Source organism: Paraburkholderia pallida, from assembly GCF_004524855.1.
GTDB classification, from domain to species: Bacteria; Pseudomonadota; Gammaproteobacteria; order Burkholderiales; family Burkholderiaceae; genus Paraburkholderia; species Paraburkholderia oxyphila.
The window spans coordinates 1,818,447-1,833,853 of sequence record NZ_CP038148.1 but is presented as its reverse complement, the minus strand read 5'-3'; the positions used below and the strand labels follow the sequence as shown (position 1 = coordinate 1,833,853).

The following is a 15,407-nucleotide window of genomic DNA, read 5'->3' as shown; positions in this document are numbered from 1 at the left end:
CACCGCCCCGCACCCCGCTTCAATGAAAATCGCGGCTCTCGGTCGCGAGCCGCCCGAGCAGCCGGCTGTGATCCTCGAGCCGATGCGCGACCAGATGCACGACCTCGCCCTCGCGCTGCACGACGCCCGCCACCGCCAGCAGCGACGCTCCGAGCAACTCCTTGCGCTGCGACTCCACGAGCGCCGCGTGCACGATCACGTTGATCGACCCGGTCTCGTCCTCTAGCGAGACGAAGATCGTGCCCTTCGCCGTGCCGGGCCGCTGCCGCACCGTGACGATGCCGCACACGCGCGCGAGCATGCCGTGACGGCATTGCGTCAGTTGCGCCGCGCTGCGAAAGCGCTGCTTCGCCAGCCCCGGCCGCAGCAGTTCGAGCGGATGGCGGTTGAGCGTGAGACGCAGGCTCGCGTAATCGGCGACGATCTCCGCGCCCTCCGAAGCGCGCGGCAATTCGAGCCGCGCCTCGGCCACGGGCGCGTCGCGCAATAGCGCGGGCACCGCGTGCTGCGCGGTCACGGCCCACCACGCCTCGCGCCGGTGCCCGGCGATGCTCGCGAGCGCATTGGCCGCCGCGAGCGCCTCCAGCTCGCGGCGCGTGAGCGCGGCACGGCGCGCGAGATCGTCGACGTCGACGAACGGCGCCTGCGCACGCGCGGCCATCACACGCTGCGCGGCGGCCTCCGAAAACCCCTTGATGAGGCTGAAGCCCAGGCGCACCGCCGGGCCTCGGCGTCCGTAATGCCGGGGCGCGAGTTCGAGCGCCGCGCGCACGATGCGCTTGAGGCCGTGCATGAATGGGCGAGGCCGCTTTCGCCCGCCATCGCGTCCGCGCCGATCGTCATGCCCATCGCCATGCTCTGTGCCGCGCCCGCCCCCACGCCCGTCCCCACGCCCGTCCCCACGCCGGCCCCCACGCCCGGCTCCGCCGTCCATCGCGCCGCTGCGCTCCCGCGCGAGTGCGAACGCGGCGGCCCTCAAGAGCGCGCGGTAATGCGCCACCTCGGCGCAACGCTCGGGCGCGCCACCGGCATCGAGCCGCACGCCCGGCCGGTCGCGCACCTCCAGCACGGACGCCCAGTCGCTCAGCGCGATATCGGGCGCGCGCACCTTCACGCCGTGCCGCTTCGCATCCTGCACGAGCTGCGACGGCGAATAGAACCCGAGCGGCTGACTATTCAGCAGTCCTGCCAGAAACGCGGCCGGCTCGTAGCGCTTGAGCCACGAACTCGTGTAGACGAGCAGCGCAAAGCTCGCCGCATGGCTCTCCGGAAAGCCGTAGTCGCCGAAACCCTCGATCTGCTTGCAGATGCGGTTCGCGAACTCCTCCGTATAGCCCTTGTTCAACATCCGGCGCTTGAGGTCGTCCTGATAGGGCCGCAGATCGCCGTCGCGCCGCCACGCGGCCATCGCGCGGCGCAGCTTGTCGGCTTCCTCGCCGGTGTAATCGGCGGCGACCATCGCGAGGTGCATCACCTGCTCCTGGAAGATCGGCACGCCCAGCGTGCGCTCGAGCACCGGGCGCAACGCCTCCTTCGCGTACTCGACCGTCTCCTCGCCATGCCTGCGCTTCAGATACGGATGCACCATGTCGCCCTGGATCGGCCCGGGCCGCACGATCGCCACCTGGATCACGAGGTCGTAATACTCGCGCGGACGCAGACGCGGCAACATGCTCTGCTGCGCACGCGACTCGATCTGGAACACGCCGACCGTGTCCGCGTGACAGCACATCTCGTAGACTGCCCGATCCTCGGACGGAATGTCCTGCACGCGATACGCCGGCAGCCCGCGCCTCAACGCGACGAATTCGAGCGAGCGCCGGATCGCCGAAAGCATGCCGAGCGCGAGCACGTCCACCTTCAGAAGACGCAGCGCGTCGATATCGTCCTTGTCCCATTCGATCACGTAGCGGTCCTTCATCGCCGCGTTTTCGATGGGCACGAGGCGCGAGAGCTTGTCGCGCGCGATCACGAAGCCGCCCACGTGCTGCGAGAGATGACGCGGAAAGCCGCGCAGCTCGCGCGTGAGGCGGATCAGTTGCTGCGTGACGTGCGAGTCGGGCGAAAAGCCCGCTTCCGCCAGATGATTCGCGATCGAATCCGGCCCGTCCCACCACTGATGCGCGCCCGAGAGCTTTTCGACGAGCGCGTTGTCGAGACCCAGCGCCTTGCCCACGTCGCGCAGCGCGCTGCGCGAGCGATACGTGATGAGCGTCGCGGCCAGCGCGGCGCGGCGCGTGCCGTATTTGCGGTAGATGTACTGGATGACCTCCTCGCGCCGCTGGTGCTCGAAGTCGACATCAATATCGGGCGGCTCGTTGCGCGCGCGGGACAGAAAGCGCGCGACGAGCATGTTCATGCGCACCGGATCGATCTCCGTGATCCCGAGGCAGTAGCAGACCACCGAGTTCGCCGCCGAGCCGCGCCCCTGACACAGAATGTTCTGCGAGCGTGCAAAGCGGACGATGTCGTGCACGGTCAGGAAATACTTTTCGTACTTCAGCTCGCCAATCAGCCTGAGCTCTTCTTCGATCTGATTGCTGCGCTTCTCGTTCAGGCCGTCGGGCCAGCGCTCGGCGGCGCCTTTCATCACGAGCGTTTCGAGCCACGAAGTGGGCGTCTCGCCCGTGGGCACGAGTTCCTCGGGATACTCGTAGGCCAGCTCGCTCAGGCAAAACGTGCAGCGACGCGCGACCTCGAGCGTGGCATCGAGCGCATCGCGCGGATACAGCGCGCCGAGCCGCACGCGCGAGCGCAAATGACGCTCCGCATTCGGCTCCAGCGCGCGGCCGCACGAGGCGAGCGGCTTGCCGATCCGCACCGCGCTCAGCGTGTCCTGCAGCGGCTTGCGCGAGCGCGCATGCATCAGCACGCCGCCCGCCGCGACGAGCGGCAGACCGCTTTCCTGCGAGACGTGGCGCAGCACTTCGATCTGCGTGTCGTCGCCGCCCGTTTGCCAGAGCTCGAGCGCAAGCCATGCACGCTCGGCTGCGAAGCCCGCGAGCCAGTGCGCGGCGCGCAGCGTCTGCGCGAGCGTGGCCGCGCGCTGCGGCACGAGCAGCAGCACGCAATCGCGCAAGTGCAACAGATGCGTGAAGTCCGGCTCGGGATCGGTGAAGTCGGACGGACGCACGCGATATTGGCCTTTATCCGCGCGCGAGCGCGCGAGCGTGATCAGCTCGCACAGATTGCCGTAGCCCTCGCGGTTCATCGCAATCGCCACGAGCGTGCAGAACGGCGCGCCGTTTTCATCGACGAGATTCAGCTCGCTGCCGATCAGCAGATGCAACGATGGCACGAACGGACCGAGCGCCGCCACGGCGGCTTCGGCCTGTGCTTCGGCCCGCGCTTTACCCGGCGCTTTACCCGGCGCTTTACCCGGCGCTTTTTCCAGCGCTTTGTCCAGATACGCGCCGTGCTTCGCGCCCAGCGCGCGTGCCTCACGCACGGCTTCGTCGTGCGCCTTCTTGCGTGCCTCGTCGTATTCGTTGAGCGCGCTATACGCGCGCACGACGCCGGCGAACGAGCATTCGTCGGTGATGGCGAGCGCGCGGTAGCCGTGACGGATCGCCTGCTCGACCAGCTCGCTCGGACGCGACGCGCCGCGCAGGAACGTGAAGTTGGTCAGGCAGTGCAGCTCCGCGTAATCGGGCAAATGCGCGGGCAAATGCGCAGGCAAATTCCCAGGCAGATGCCCGGACCCCGAACCCGGCGAAGAAGGTTGCGCAGGCAACGATGCGCCTGTCCCGCTGTTCGACATGATGCTGAAGATGAAGCGGCGTTAGCCGAAAAGTCCTTGCAAATACCACTGCCCGCCAATGCGCTCGCGGTACAGCCAGAACATGCGCCCCTGGTCGTCGGCGGCGACATAGTAGTCGCGCCCGACGCCCTCGCCGTCCCACCATCCCGCCTCGATGCGCTCGGTGCGCGTGAGCGTCTTGAGCGGGCGCCGATAAACCGGCCGGTCGTTGCGCACCATCAGCTTGAGCGGCTTTTCGAGCAGCCATGCCGGGCGCGGCTGCGACGGCAGCGGCACCTCGGGCAGATCGAAGGCCGTCTGCACGGGCGCGGCTTCTTGCTGCGCATCGGAGGAACCGTTCGCCTTGCGCGAATCGTGCGACGTGCGCGGCTTGCGCGCGGCCGTCCGGCGCGCGCCCGCTCGATACGTGCGCGCCGACATCGCCTGCTCGGGCCGGTGATCGTCCTCGACGAATAGCTGCAGCACGTTCTGCTCGCCGATGCGCGCGCCGATGCGCTCGAAGAGCTGCGCGAGCGACGCGTCCGACGCCTCGGGCGTGGGAAAAAGCGTGTCCGTGGGCGGCGCGTAGGCGCTCACCTGATCGGCGACGAGCGCGAGGCCGATCACGGGCGCGGCCAGCTCGGTCTGATTGAGCTTCTCGCGCAACAGCCACAGCAGATGCTCGGCATCGCGCGAAGGCGCGGCCCACGAGAGCGCGAGGCTCGACGTGCGCGGCGCGTGGCGCGACGCCAGCTCGTGCTCGAGACGCAGCTCGAAGCCGCTCAGCGCGCCGTGCTGGGCGGCAAGCCAGCCGGCCAGTTGCATCACGAGACGGCGCGCGGCGAACAGCAGCGCCTCGGCGCTCTCCACGCGCGCCTGCAATTCGAGCGACGCGTGAAACGACGGCGGCGCGGCGAACCAGGCGCGCGGATCGGGCGCCTCGCCGCGCGCTTGCGCGAGCCAGGCGAGCACGCCGTCGCCGAAACGGCGCACGATGCCGTCGCGCGGGAGCCGCCGCAAATCGCCGAGCGTCGCGCAGCCGATTTGCGTGAGCGCCTGCTCGTGCTGCGCGGCGAACGGCGCGAGCGCGACCGGCAGCGCGTCGAGCGCGCGCGCGAGCGTGGCTTCCTTGAGCACGCGAAAGCGGCGCGCCGCGTGCGCCCCGGCGCTCGCGCGCGCCTGCGCGAGCGTCCACGCGCCCCAGGCCGTGGGCGCGCAGGCGATGCGCGCGGCGTGGCCGCAACTGGCTACCGTGGCCGCCACCTTGGCGAGCAGCGCGCGCACGCCGCCGAAAAGACGCAACCCGGAACCGACCTCGAGCAGGAGCGTATGCGACTGCGCGAGCGACACCTTCGGCGTGTAGGCGAGCAGCGCGAGCGCGAGCGCCTCGAACGCGCGCGTCTCGCGCGCCGGGTCGGGCTCGAGCAACGCGAGCCCCGGCGCGAGCGCAAGCGCATGGGCGCGCGTGCTGCCCGGCTGCACGCCGAGACGGAACGCATCGAGATCGGCGATCAGGATGCGCGCGTGATCGGCGAGCGCGAAGCAGCGCGCGTCCTGTCCCGCGGCCTCATCAGGTCGACTGGCCGGCAGGGACGCCGACACCGGCGACGTTGGCGCCATGAGTGACGTGAGCGGCACGAGTGGCCTCACGGCCTCCAGCGGCAACAACGGCAAGGTGACGGCGATCCACAACATGATTGATCCCGGGCCACGGCGCGGTCGGCAATGCGCCCGGCTGGGGCAGCACCGACTCCTGCAGCGGCAAAGTGATGACGAGTGGCTGGGCGGGCGGCGGCCCGCGACGCTTGAAAATATCGACGGACACGGCGGTGAGCTGCATCCATTCACGACGGTTCAGACGCGCGTCCTCGGGCGGCGGCACCGGCGTGCAGACCATGCGCAGCGGCGCCGGCGACGACTGATTGCGCGCAGCGGGCGGCCGCATGAGAAACGCCAGCGACTGCGAATCCTGCGCGGCGACCTGCAGACGCCGCAGGGCGTCGGCGCGTGCCTTCGGCTGCCAGAGCAGCACGGCGCCGATGCCGTCCTGCTTGAGCGCCTGCTCGGCAGCCCACGGTGCTTCGTCCTCGCTCGCGCGCACCCAGATCAGGCGCTCGAGCGCGATGCCCCACGCCTTGAGCGCGCACGCGTACGGCTGCCACGGCGGTGCGACGAGCAGCACGTGCCGCCCCGCCTGCGCGGTGAGCGTGCGCAGCGCGGGTGCGACGAGCCGCATCTCGCCGATGCCGCCCTGCTCGACGAGCAGCTCGGTCAGGCTGCCCGCGGGCCAGCCCGCGCCGGGCAACTGGGCGTCGAGCGCGGTGTGGCCGCTCGCCACCGTGCGCTCGCCCGCGTGCGCGAGCTGGTCGCCCTGCCAGACCCGGCTTTGCAGCCGGGGCGGCAGGTGCGCGGTGAGCGGCGCAAGCTGGAGTGCTGCCATGGTTGCGCTCTGGAAAAAGGGAATAGGTCGCCCTGCCCAACACGAAAACGGGGCATGACGGGGTGGTTGGCGTGGTGTGAAACGCCGCGCCGCTACCTGTATATTTATACAGTATCTGGTGGGATTTTGGGAAGCGTTGTGTCGGTGGGGAGAGTGACTGGTGCGCGTGCGTTCGTGCGCGTTGGTGTCCGGAAGAAAAGTTTTCAAACCGGGGTTTGACGGCGCATGCCACGAAACGCTACAATCCACGATTCGTCGGAGCGTAGCGCAGCCTGGTAGCGCATCTGATTTGGGATCAGAGGGTCGTAGGTTCGAATCCTATCGCTCCGACCAAAGAAATCAAGGGGTTACAAGCCATTGGCCTGTAACCCCTTTTTCTTTTCCGTCGCCGTTACCGTTGCATTACCGGAAAATCACCCGAACGAGGCCGGACATCAATGGCCTCAATCAATCTCTAACGAACGAAGATGCTCAGGTCTGGACCGGTCGAATCTATCGGTGACCGGACGGTCGTTTGGCCACAAATCGACGCAGACGACGGCGATCTATGCACGCCTCTGAATGGAGCCGGTTCGGAATTCAATGGAGACGGCCGCTACTGCGATGTTGCAAGCTGCTGGTTTGGCTGCGACCGGTGACGCGGAATCGGAGCGTGATGGGGAGTGATACGCCCGCGCTTTTCATCTTGCCTCGCTGCCTCGTCGAACGCTTGCCAATTCATCATCACTTGCACCGTCAACTCGGCGCATCGCTCGACTTGCTGGCCTTACGGCGCGAGAAAGGCAGTGATACGGTCCCGATCGGACCCGGTGACCTCCGAGTTGACCATGCTTTTTGCTTCTTCGGCGCTATGCATGTTCGCCCTCGGGCGAATGATCTTAGCTAGCCAGATGAAGTTTCGATTGCCAAATCAGGCCGGTGGCATGTAGCTTGGATGTCCCTCAGTCTGTTCTCCGCGCGCTGCCGCCCAAAAGAACTTGGCGTGGTGTTCGTAGACCCCCGCACCATCCGAAGCAATATCAAACGCGGTAGCGTGTACCACGCTAAGCAGCAGCCGAACAATCTCAACAGTGTCGTTGTGGAAGACTTCAATTTCCTTGTCAGGGACATTTGCGCCATCCGCATCTGTCGGCTTCATCCGTGTCGGACCTATCTGTCGGTGCGCCAGTCGTTCGTGGCGCAGCGTCTTGACCCGTTCGAATACAGCGAAACCGTCACCGTTTGCTGAATACTTTTGAACCAGTTCAACGATCTTATCCCTCTTCGGCTCAAGTGCGCTCCTCATATCGATCGTTGATGAACCTCTGCTTTTAGCCCGGACGACCACAAGATCGTTGAAGAATTCGACCTTTTTCAGTTTGTCAGCAATGGCACTCATTCGAAGCGCCTGCTTGTTCGTATCCCAAATTCGCATGAGCGCCAGAAGCATTTCGCGTCGAAGTGCGTGCCGTACTATGTGAAATGTGTGGGTGGCGTATGAATTCCCCATTCGCGCCTGAAGGCTTTCGTCGTATACGGTCGGTTTCCAGCTCTCATGGAGCATGACCCAAACGTATTCGACCGCTAACGGAAGTGTCGCGGGGAATTCGTTTTATGGGACGGCGCACTCGACGACGTACGGCGGGGCGATGATTCCGACTTCAACTTACGACGATTCAATAACGATCGTTGCGTTCAACGGACAGCCGAACATTCCCTCCGTCGTATATGACGCTCGTTTCATATGCAACTCGATTGGTGCCAAGTACGGCGTGACGTGCCTGACGGCGCAGAAGTGAGGCATGACTCATGAAAGCATCGATTCTTGCGAGTGCATTGATTTTTTTGTGCGGCGACAGCTGCCTATGGATCCGACCTTGAGCAACTTGCACGGCACGGGTACGGGGTGATCGAAGAAACGCAGGTGAGCGGGGAATTCAATGGATGTAACTTCGACCGTCGCATCGCATTTACTGACGGTCTGGTTTTTGTCTGCTCCAGTTACGACTACCACTACGCTTACATGCCGGATGTGCAGATCCTGAAAAATGTCCGAGATGGCTCCATCCGAGTACTTATTGATGGCGACGAGTTCGACGGAACTCTCTACCGCAGATAGGAGAAGCGTGGCTTTCGTTGCCAAACAACCCATTCGGCTCAAAACAACGGCGTAGCGCGTGCTGCCTGTAGGTAGTCCTACGGGTGCGGCAGCGCAACGTGATCGAACTTGCGCGGCTTGCGGAGCGGCCGCTTGACCGAATCGGGGTGCAGCACTGGCGCATCGATGGCGGGCATTACACTGGGCAGATACCACCACGACCGAAGGCAGTGCGTTCTGTCGCGCCGGTCGCGCTCCCAGCGCCAGCCCGTAGCATGCAGCGCCTCGGCGAGGTCGCGGTTGTGCGGGGCGGTGCCGATCTTCACGCCGCGCATAACCACGAGGATGTCCCGGAATGACCACCGCTGCCGCCGCTCTCAGGGAGCAAAGATCGGACTGCCCGCCTCCCACCCGCTAGCTATGAAATTCGGCTCGACGCAGTGACGCCTTTCTGAGCCTCCATATCGTCAGCGTCCCTAAGGCTAACAAGCCTCCCAACCCCAACGTCACAAACCCACAAATCTGTGCCATCATTACGTCACAAATCCTATTTTTGCGACATAGCACCACGGGCGAGACGAAATGAAAAAGGCACGTTTTGGCACGATCGACCAGATCGGCTATCTGGTGAGCGACCTCGACCAGAGCATCGAACGTTGGCTGACACAGCTTGGCGTAGGCCCCTGGATGGTCTTCCGCAATGTCACTCTCCAAGGGCATTACCTGAACCAACCCGTCACAGTCACGATGAACGTAGGCCTCGCTTATCAAGGCGATACCCAGATCGAGCTGATCCAGGCCACCAACAACAGCGCCTCCCCCTACCGTGACGCTCAAGGCCAACCGATCCTCGGCATGCACCACGTAGCCTGGGTGGTCGACGACATCGACGCCGCGATCAAACTCATGACCGTCGACGGCCTACAAATGGTGTTCGAAGCAAGCAACCCAGCAACGCGAGTCGCGTATTTCGAAGACGCATCCGAACCCGGTGTCCGCTATGAGGTCATCCATGGCGCCGGGATGCGCGAAATGATCCAGCAAGGCATCGCCGCCGCGCGCGACTGGGACGGCACCAATCCGATCCACGTCATCGACGCAATGAGCGACGCAACAAGCGACACCACGAGCGCCGAACACCCCTGACACCCCACGAACAACACAACACATTTCACAACAGGAGACATCGAGATGAAGCGTCTGGAAGGCAAAGTGGCATTGATCACCGGCGGCGCACGCGGCCAGGGTGCTGCAGAAGCACGACTGTTCGCAGCCGAAGGCGCACGCGTGGTAATTGCCGACGTGCTGGATGCCGACGGCGAGCGTCTAGCCAATGAGCTGCAAGGCTCCGCGATCTTCCAGCACCTGGACGTCACACGCCCGGAACAATGGGAAGCCGCCGTGCAAGTCGCCGAAAAACATTTCGGCAACATCGACGTGCTGGTCAACAACGCCGGCATCCTCAAGCTCGCGCCGCTGGAATCGTGCTCGCTCGACGACTACCTGAAGGTCATCAACGTGAATCAGGTGGGCTGCTGGCTTGGCATGAAGTCCGTGCTGCCGTCCATGAAGAAGGCGGGCCGCGGCTCGATCGTGAACGTTTCATCCACGGCGGGCATGGAAGGCATCGCGGGCGGCACGGCCTACACGTCCAGCAAGTTCGCCGTTCGAGGCATGACCAAGTCTGCCGCGCTCGAGCTGGGCCACCTTGGCATTCGCGTCAATTCGATCCATCCGGGCGGCATCGATACCGCGATGGCACGGCCGCCCGAATACGCCGACTTCGAACCGTCCGCGATCTACAACTCGCTGCCGATCGCGCGTATCGGCCGTCCCGAGGAGGTGGCCGATCTCGCGCTGTTCCTCGCCTCCGACGCGTCCTCCTACTGCACGGGCTCGGAATTCATCGTCGATGGCGGCTTGCTGGCCGGCAAGACCTTCCACTGATCGTCGACGCTGTCGCGCTCAGGCCGGCAATGCCGGCCTGAGCGCGTCGCGCGCCAACACGGTGAACGAACCGCGCTGGCCAAACTCAAGGCACCAGCACGATCTTCCCCCCAACACCGCCCCGCTCCATCAACGTGTGTGCACGCCCGGCTTCGGCAAGCGGCAACTTGTGCGCGACAGGCATGGGGAACCGTTGAAGCCTCTCGCGCGCGAAACGCGCAAGACGCGGCCCATCGAAGCTCACGACCAGCTCCCTCCGATTCAAGTGCCGGGCGATGCGCAAAGCCACTCCGCTGTCGCAACGCCCGACACACTCCTGCTCAAGAACTGACGGCTTCAGCCTCGACGCGCGTGGCCGCGATGTGATTGGCCGCGACATAGCCAAACGTCATGGCCGGCCCGATCGTCGAACCGGGGCCCGGATAGGTCTTGCCCATCACCGCGGCCGTCGTGTTGCCGAGCGCATAGAGACCGTCGATCACCGAGCCGTCGGGCCGCAGCACGCGCGCCTGGGCATCGGTGCACAGGCCCCCTTTCGTGCCGATCTCGCCCGGGTCCAGACGCAGCGCGTAGAACGGCGCGCGCTCGATCGGCCCAAGGCACGGATTGGGTTTGCACGACGAGTCGCCGTAGTAGCGGTCGAACACATTGCTGCCCTTGCCGAATTCGGTATCGACGCCGCTCGCCGCGTAGCCGTTCATCTGCACGACGGTCTGCGCGAGGCCCCCGGCATCGACGCCGATCTTCGCGGCCAGTTCGTCCAGCGTGTCGGCGCGATAGATGACGTTGTCGAGCCAGCCGGCCGGGATCTTGCTGTCCGGCTGCACGCTGCCGGGCAGCAGCACGCCGCATGGATAGCGCTTGCGGTACTCGGCGTCGAAGATCAGCCACGCGGGCACGTTCGCCTGGGTGCGCGCATGGTCCGCGTACATCGCGTGGATCACGTCCGGGTAAGGCGCCGATTCGTTGATGAAGCGCCGCCCGAGCTGGTTGACCATCACGCAGCGCGGCGCCGAGCGCTCGACGAACAGCGCGCGCTGCTTCTCCTCGCCCGGCACGCGCACCGTCGGCACGCCCCAGACGAAATCCATCAACGCGGTGTCGGCACCCAGCGCGAGCCCGGCGCGAATGCCATCACCGGTGTTGATCGGCGGCGCGGCGCTCCACTCGGCGCGCGTGGGTTTGGGCAGATACTGCTCGCGCATCGCCTGATTCGCTTCGAACCCGCCGCATGCGAGGATCACGCCGCGCGTGGCGCGAATGCCGAATGGGCGGCCCTCGCGCTCGACGATCACGCCGTCCACACGCGTGCCGTCCACGTGCAGCGAGCGCATCGGCGTGCCGAGCCAGAGCTCGATGCCGCGCTGCGCGAGCGCGGCCCGCAGGCTCGCGACGAGCGCATTGCCGAGCGTGAGGCGGCGGTCGCGCGAGGTGCGCCGGCGCCAGCGGAAGTCAGTTGCGTAGCGCAGCATCAGCCATGCGGTCAGGCGCAGCCAGCCGCGCTCCTTGGCGAGGATCGTGTGCGCTTCGATCTGCGTCATCGTTATGCGGCCGCCAATTAGCGTGGCCGGTGACGGCGCGCGCAGTTCGTCGAAGTGCTCGCCCAGGCGCGCGGCGTCGAAGGCCGCCGGCTCCATCGTCCGGTAGCCGGGCTTGCCGCCCTTGCGGTCCGGGTAGTAGTCGGGATAGCGCGGCACCGCGTGGAAGTGCGTCTGCGCGTGCTTCGCGAGCCAGCCGACCATCTTCGGCCCGTTCTCGAGATACGCGTCGATACGTTTCGGGTCGAAGTCCTCGCCCACGACGTCACGCAGATAGGTGATTGCTTCGTCATACGAATCGCTGCCGCCGAGCGCGGCGATCTGGTCGTTGCAGGGAATCCAGATGCCGCCTCCGGACACCGCCGTCGTGCCGCCGTACACCGCGCTCTTCTCGACGACGAGGACCGACAGGCCCTGATCGCGCGCACGCAGGGCCGCCGTCATCGCGCCCGCGCCGGAGCCGACCACCACCACGTCGTAAGTGGCATCCGTGAGCGGATCAAGTCGATCGTCGTGCATGATGGTCCTCGCCTCAGATCGTGGAAAGACGGCTCACGGCCTCGGCCGGCACGTCGGGTCGCTTGCGCCAGCCCGCGTCCTCGCGGCGGTACTCGTGCACCTCGACAGCCGCGCGCTGCGCGGGCAGCGCGGCCACGTCGGTATAGAACTGCCGATACCACTCGCGCAGGCGGTAGATCGGGCCGTCGCCTTCGCACAGCAGCGGATTGTCGACGCGCGTCTTGGTGTCCCAAAGCGCCACGTCCTCGCGAAAAGCGGCTTGCGCGGCTTGCACATAGCCTTCCACCATCGCGCGGTTCTGCTCCTCGGTCAGCGCCGGGTTCTTCTCGACCATCACGCCGAAGCGCAGCTCGAAGCTGTTCGTGTCGATCGGCACGTGGCTGTTGAGCAGGACCGATTTGATCGGTTGCCCCTGCGCCTCCCCGGTCATCAGCGTGACGTGGTAGGCCGGACCGAAGTAGGCGGAATCGGCCGTCAAGCCGCCGTCGCCCGCAAGCCGCGGGCTGCCTCCGCGCAACTTCTGATACGCCACGTGGCCGCTGAACGTATTGCAGAAATAGTCGATGGGCGCGCCATGGACCGGCCCGAAGTGCGCCATGTCCGACTGGTTGTCGATCAGCTCGCGGCAGTTCGTGTTGATCACCCATTTGACGATCGCCCAGTCGCTCCAGGCATCGGAGAAACACGCGTTGATCTTCGGGATCTCCACCGCGGGATCGGGCGCGTTCCCTTCCGGGTCGTTCCACACGAACAGCAGCCGGTTCTGTTCCATCACCGGCCAGGCCTTGATGCGCGCCTTCGGTGGGATCCGCTGCGAATACGGAATGGCCGCGCACTTGCCGTCCGCGGCCCACTGCCAGCCGTGGAACGGGCACACCACCGTGTCGCCCTCGATACGTCCCTGGCCGAGGTCGGCGCCCATGTGCGGGCAGTAGCCGTCGAGCACGCGCAACTGCCCGTCCTCGCCCTCGAACACGACCACGCGCGTGCCGAAGATCGACAGCCCGTGCGCCTTGCCGTCCCGGTAGTCGTCGGCGAGGCCCAGGCAGTGCCAGCCGCGCGCATAGCGCTCCTCGATGGGCGCGGCGTGAATCTTGTGAACGGCGTGCTTGCCATCGAGCACGGTGGAATCGGCCATGAGTGTCTCCTCGAGTGGGTGCGGGCAAGATTCGGCATCCTGATTGCCGGGCGCCGCCCGCGAAAGCGCCAGCCGCCACCGACCGGATGCGACCGGTGGCCTGGCTTCGGTGCTATGTCACAAAAGTCGTAATTTGTGACGCATGATGGCACAAATTCCATTTCTGTGCCATCCCGTGAGAAAATTGCCCCGCAAGGTGTTCAATCGATGGATCAGGACAGGACGGGATATGGATCGGCAATTGCGCTGGGGAGACGCCAGCAGAATGGATAGCGCGAACGACGCGCGCAGCGTGATCCTGCGCGTGGCCCTCGATGCGATGATCGAACAGGGCGTCGACGGCTTCTCGATCGACGACGTCGCGCGGCGCGCGAACATTTCGCGCCGCACGCTGTACCGCTATTTCGGCACCAAGAAGGAACTGATCCAGGGGGTGATCAGCGTCGAGAACGGCGCGTTCTTCGAAGAGATGCAGCGCAGCCTGGCCGACCTCGAAGACGACTTCGAGGCCTACTGCGAGGCCTGTGTGTGCTTTGCCGTGCGATACCGCGACCGCCATCACGGCGGCTTTCATCACAACTACCTGGCCAAGAGCGTGTCGACGGAGGTGTTCGGCTACATCGTCGAGGACATCGCGCCCATGTGGCAACGCGTGCTGGAGAAGCCTTACCGCCAGTACGTCGCCGCGCGTGGAGCGCAGGTCCCGCCGCTCGCCGACATCATCGCGCTGATCAGCCGTATCGGGCTCGCGTATTGTCTGGTCCCCGTGGAAGAGCCCGCGCTGCGCGCGCAAATGCGCATGCTCTGGACGTTCGGCCGCGAGCCGGCCGAGCCGCCGGCCGCGCCTAAACGCAAGGCGAAAGCGGCGTGATGCGCGAAGGCCTGTTCACACCGGCAACAGGCCCTAAAGCAAGCTGCGGAACACGAGCAGCCGCAACTCCGACTGGCGCGCAATGCCGAGTTCTCGCGCCTGGTCACGATTCCGTAAGGCAGCGAATCAACGTCTGACGTTCTGGATAGTCGGGCTCCGTGGCCCGCCAGGTGACCCAATAACTGCTCTCCATCTGCAGCGTGTTCTCCGTCAGTCGCTGGAGCCGCCCCGTTTCGATCGAGAATCGGCAGAGCGGAAGCGAACCGAGCAGGATACCCGCGCCAGCCTCCGCTGCCCGCAATGCGAACACAAAGGTATCGAAGCGCAATAAAGGCACCGGGGGCAACGAAGTCCCGTTCACCGTACACCAGTCACGCCAGCCCACCCTTGGCCCCGATGTCGCGATATACGGCAGGCGCTCCCAGCGCTCCGCTTCGTTGCCCAGTAACGCTGGCGCTGCGAGCGGAGCGAGCTCTTCCTGGAACAGCCGCTTCGCAGCCCGTTCGGGCCAGTGGCCGTCGCCAAACCGGATCTCATAGTCGGCATCCGCCAACGCGTAGTCGGGCAGCCGTTGCACCGTTTCGAACGTGAGCTGGACGCTCGGCAGCGCAGCGGCAATGCGTGCAAGTCGCGGTGCGATCCACAGTTCGATGATCGATGCGGACGCGGCAATGGTGATCTTCCGGCGCGGCGACTCGAACAGGTTCGCCGTGCTGCTCGACAATTGCGCCAGCGCGGCCTGAATGTGCGGCAGCCACGCCTCTCCCTGCATGGACAACGAGACGCCACGAGCTTGCCGGTCAAACAACGGCGCTCCGAGCCGCACTTCCAGGTTACGAATGCGCTGACTCACCGCGGCTTGCGTCAAGCCGAGCTCGTTCGCCGCAGCGGTAAAGCTGCCGAGACGTCCGGCAGCTTCGAAGACGCGAACCCACTCGAGGGGCGGCAGGTGAATAGCAGGCTTGTTCATCCGAATTCAAATCTCACGACACACAACAGGCACACTATTTCCACAGCTTGCCTACGGTTGCCAATCCCGGACACCGGGCGCTGATCTGTGCGCATTCCTGTCGCACGCCGCAAGATAGCATTCACGATGGACTCGTGGGAGGTTTGGGCCGTCACGAAAGGTGCGGGT

The 15,407-nt window shown here is 65.5% G+C and carries 12 protein-coding genes and 1 tRNA gene; 5 read left to right on the top strand and 8 right to left on the bottom strand.

Annotated features, from left to right (window positions below):
• Positions 1-19: 19 nt before the first annotated feature.
• The 3 genes from E1956_RS08325 to imuA form a co-directional block, all read right to left on the bottom strand.
• Complete coding sequence (locus E1956_RS08325; protein WP_418789253.1) at positions 20-3,691, bottom strand: error-prone DNA polymerase; 3,672 nt, start codon at positions 3,689-3,691, stop codon at positions 20-22.
• A 90-nt stretch (positions 3,692-3,781) separates the two neighbouring features.
• Complete coding sequence (locus tag E1956_RS08320; protein WP_418789252.1) at positions 3,782-5,425, bottom strand: Y-family DNA polymerase; 1,644 nt, start codon at positions 5,423-5,425, stop codon at positions 3,782-3,784.
• On the bottom strand, positions 5,310-6,179 hold the full coding sequence (gene imuA / locus E1956_RS08315; protein ID WP_134748172.1) for a translesion DNA synthesis-associated protein ImuA: 870 nt from the start codon (positions 6,177-6,179) through the stop codon (positions 5,310-5,312). Before imuA ends, E1956_RS08320 begins: the two co-directional genes overlap by 116 nt.
• Positions 6,180-6,435: 256 nt before the next feature.
• Between imuA and E1956_RS08310 the strand changes: the two genes are divergently transcribed.
• Positions 6,436-6,512, top strand: a tRNA-Pro gene (locus E1956_RS08310).
• 577 nt (positions 6,513-7,089) lie between these two features.
• Here the strand turns inward: E1956_RS08310 and E1956_RS08305 are convergent.
• Positions 7,090-7,722, bottom strand: coding sequence for an AbiU2 domain-containing protein (locus E1956_RS08305; protein WP_167759986.1), 633 nt, complete (start codon positions 7,720-7,722; stop codon positions 7,090-7,092).
• Between the two features lie 342 nt (positions 7,723-8,064).
• Between E1956_RS08305 and E1956_RS08300 the strand changes: the two genes are divergently transcribed.
• A complete protein-coding gene (locus E1956_RS08300; protein WP_134748170.1) occupies positions 8,065-8,277 on the top strand; it encodes a hypothetical protein in 213 nt (70 codons plus the stop codon).
• A 77-nt stretch (positions 8,278-8,354) separates the two neighbouring features.
• Here E1956_RS08300 and E1956_RS08295 read toward each other — a convergent pair whose 3' ends face one another.
• Positions 8,355-8,597: a hypothetical protein gene (locus E1956_RS08295; protein ID WP_134748169.1), complete on the bottom strand. Its 243-nt coding sequence runs from the start codon at positions 8,595-8,597 to the stop codon at positions 8,355-8,357.
• Between the two features lie 241 nt (positions 8,598-8,838).
• On the opposite strand from E1956_RS08295, the gene E1956_RS08290 reads away from it, so the two are divergent.
• Both E1956_RS08290 and E1956_RS08285 read left to right on the top strand, forming a co-directional pair.
• Positions 8,839-9,402, top strand: coding sequence for a VOC family protein (locus E1956_RS08290; protein WP_134748168.1), 564 nt, complete (start codon positions 8,839-8,841; stop codon positions 9,400-9,402).
• A 45-nt stretch (positions 9,403-9,447) separates the two neighbouring features.
• Positions 9,448-10,203: an SDR family NAD(P)-dependent oxidoreductase gene (locus E1956_RS08285; RefSeq protein ID WP_134748167.1), complete on the top strand. Its 756-nt coding sequence runs from the start codon at positions 9,448-9,450 to the stop codon at positions 10,201-10,203.
• Between the two features lie 320 nt (positions 10,204-10,523).
• Here E1956_RS08285 and E1956_RS08280 read toward each other — a convergent pair whose 3' ends face one another.
• Together E1956_RS08280 and E1956_RS08275 are read right to left on the bottom strand one after the other, a co-directional pair.
• Positions 10,524-12,260, bottom strand: coding sequence for an FAD-binding protein (locus tag E1956_RS08280; protein WP_134748166.1), 1,737 nt, complete (start codon positions 12,258-12,260; stop codon positions 10,524-10,526).
• 13 nt (positions 12,261-12,273) lie between these two features.
• On the bottom strand, positions 12,274-13,398 hold the full coding sequence (locus E1956_RS08275; RefSeq protein ID WP_134748165.1) for a Rieske 2Fe-2S domain-containing protein: 1,125 nt from the start codon (positions 13,396-13,398) through the stop codon (positions 12,274-12,276).
• A 265-nt stretch (positions 13,399-13,663) separates the two neighbouring features.
• Here E1956_RS08275 and E1956_RS08270 point away from each other — a divergent pair, with 265 nt between their 5' ends.
• A complete protein-coding gene (locus E1956_RS08270) occupies positions 13,664-14,269 on the top strand; it encodes a TetR/AcrR family transcriptional regulator (protein WP_167759985.1) in 606 nt (201 codons plus the stop codon).
• A gap of 103 nt (positions 14,270-14,372) precedes the next feature.
• Here E1956_RS08270 and E1956_RS08265 read toward each other — a convergent pair whose 3' ends face one another.
• Complete coding sequence (locus E1956_RS08265) at positions 14,373-15,239, bottom strand: LysR family transcriptional regulator (protein WP_134748163.1); 867 nt, start codon at positions 15,237-15,239, stop codon at positions 14,373-14,375.
• Positions 15,240-15,407 lie beyond the last annotated feature (168 nt).

Excerpts from the sequence above, each read along its gene's own strand:
- imuA (WP_134748172.1), bottom strand. The coding sequence starts at position 6,179 with ATGGCAGCACTCCAGCTTGCGCCGCTCACCGCGCACCTGCCGCCCCGG.
- E1956_RS08305 (WP_167759986.1), bottom strand. The coding sequence starts at position 7,722 with ATGCTCCATGAGAGCTGGAAACCGACCGTATACGACGAAAGCCTTCAG.
- E1956_RS08290 (WP_134748168.1), top strand. The coding sequence starts at position 8,839 with ATGAAAAAGGCACGTTTTGGCACGATCGACCAGATCGGCTATCTGGTG.
- E1956_RS08285 (WP_134748167.1), top strand. The coding sequence starts at position 9,448 with ATGAAGCGTCTGGAAGGCAAAGTGGCATTGATCACCGGCGGCGCACGC.
- E1956_RS08280 (WP_134748166.1), bottom strand. The coding sequence starts at position 12,260 with ATGCACGACGATCGACTTGATCCGCTCACGGATGCCACTTACGACGTG.
- E1956_RS08275 (WP_134748165.1), bottom strand. The coding sequence starts at position 13,398 with ATGGCCGATTCCACCGTGCTCGATGGCAAGCACGCCGTTCACAAGATT.
- E1956_RS08270 (WP_167759985.1), top strand. The coding sequence starts at position 13,664 with ATGGATAGCGCGAACGACGCGCGCAGCGTGATCCTGCGCGTGGCCCTC.
- E1956_RS08265 (WP_134748163.1), bottom strand. The coding sequence starts at position 15,239 with ATGAACAAGCCTGCTATTCACCTGCCGCCCCTCGAGTGGGTTCGCGTC.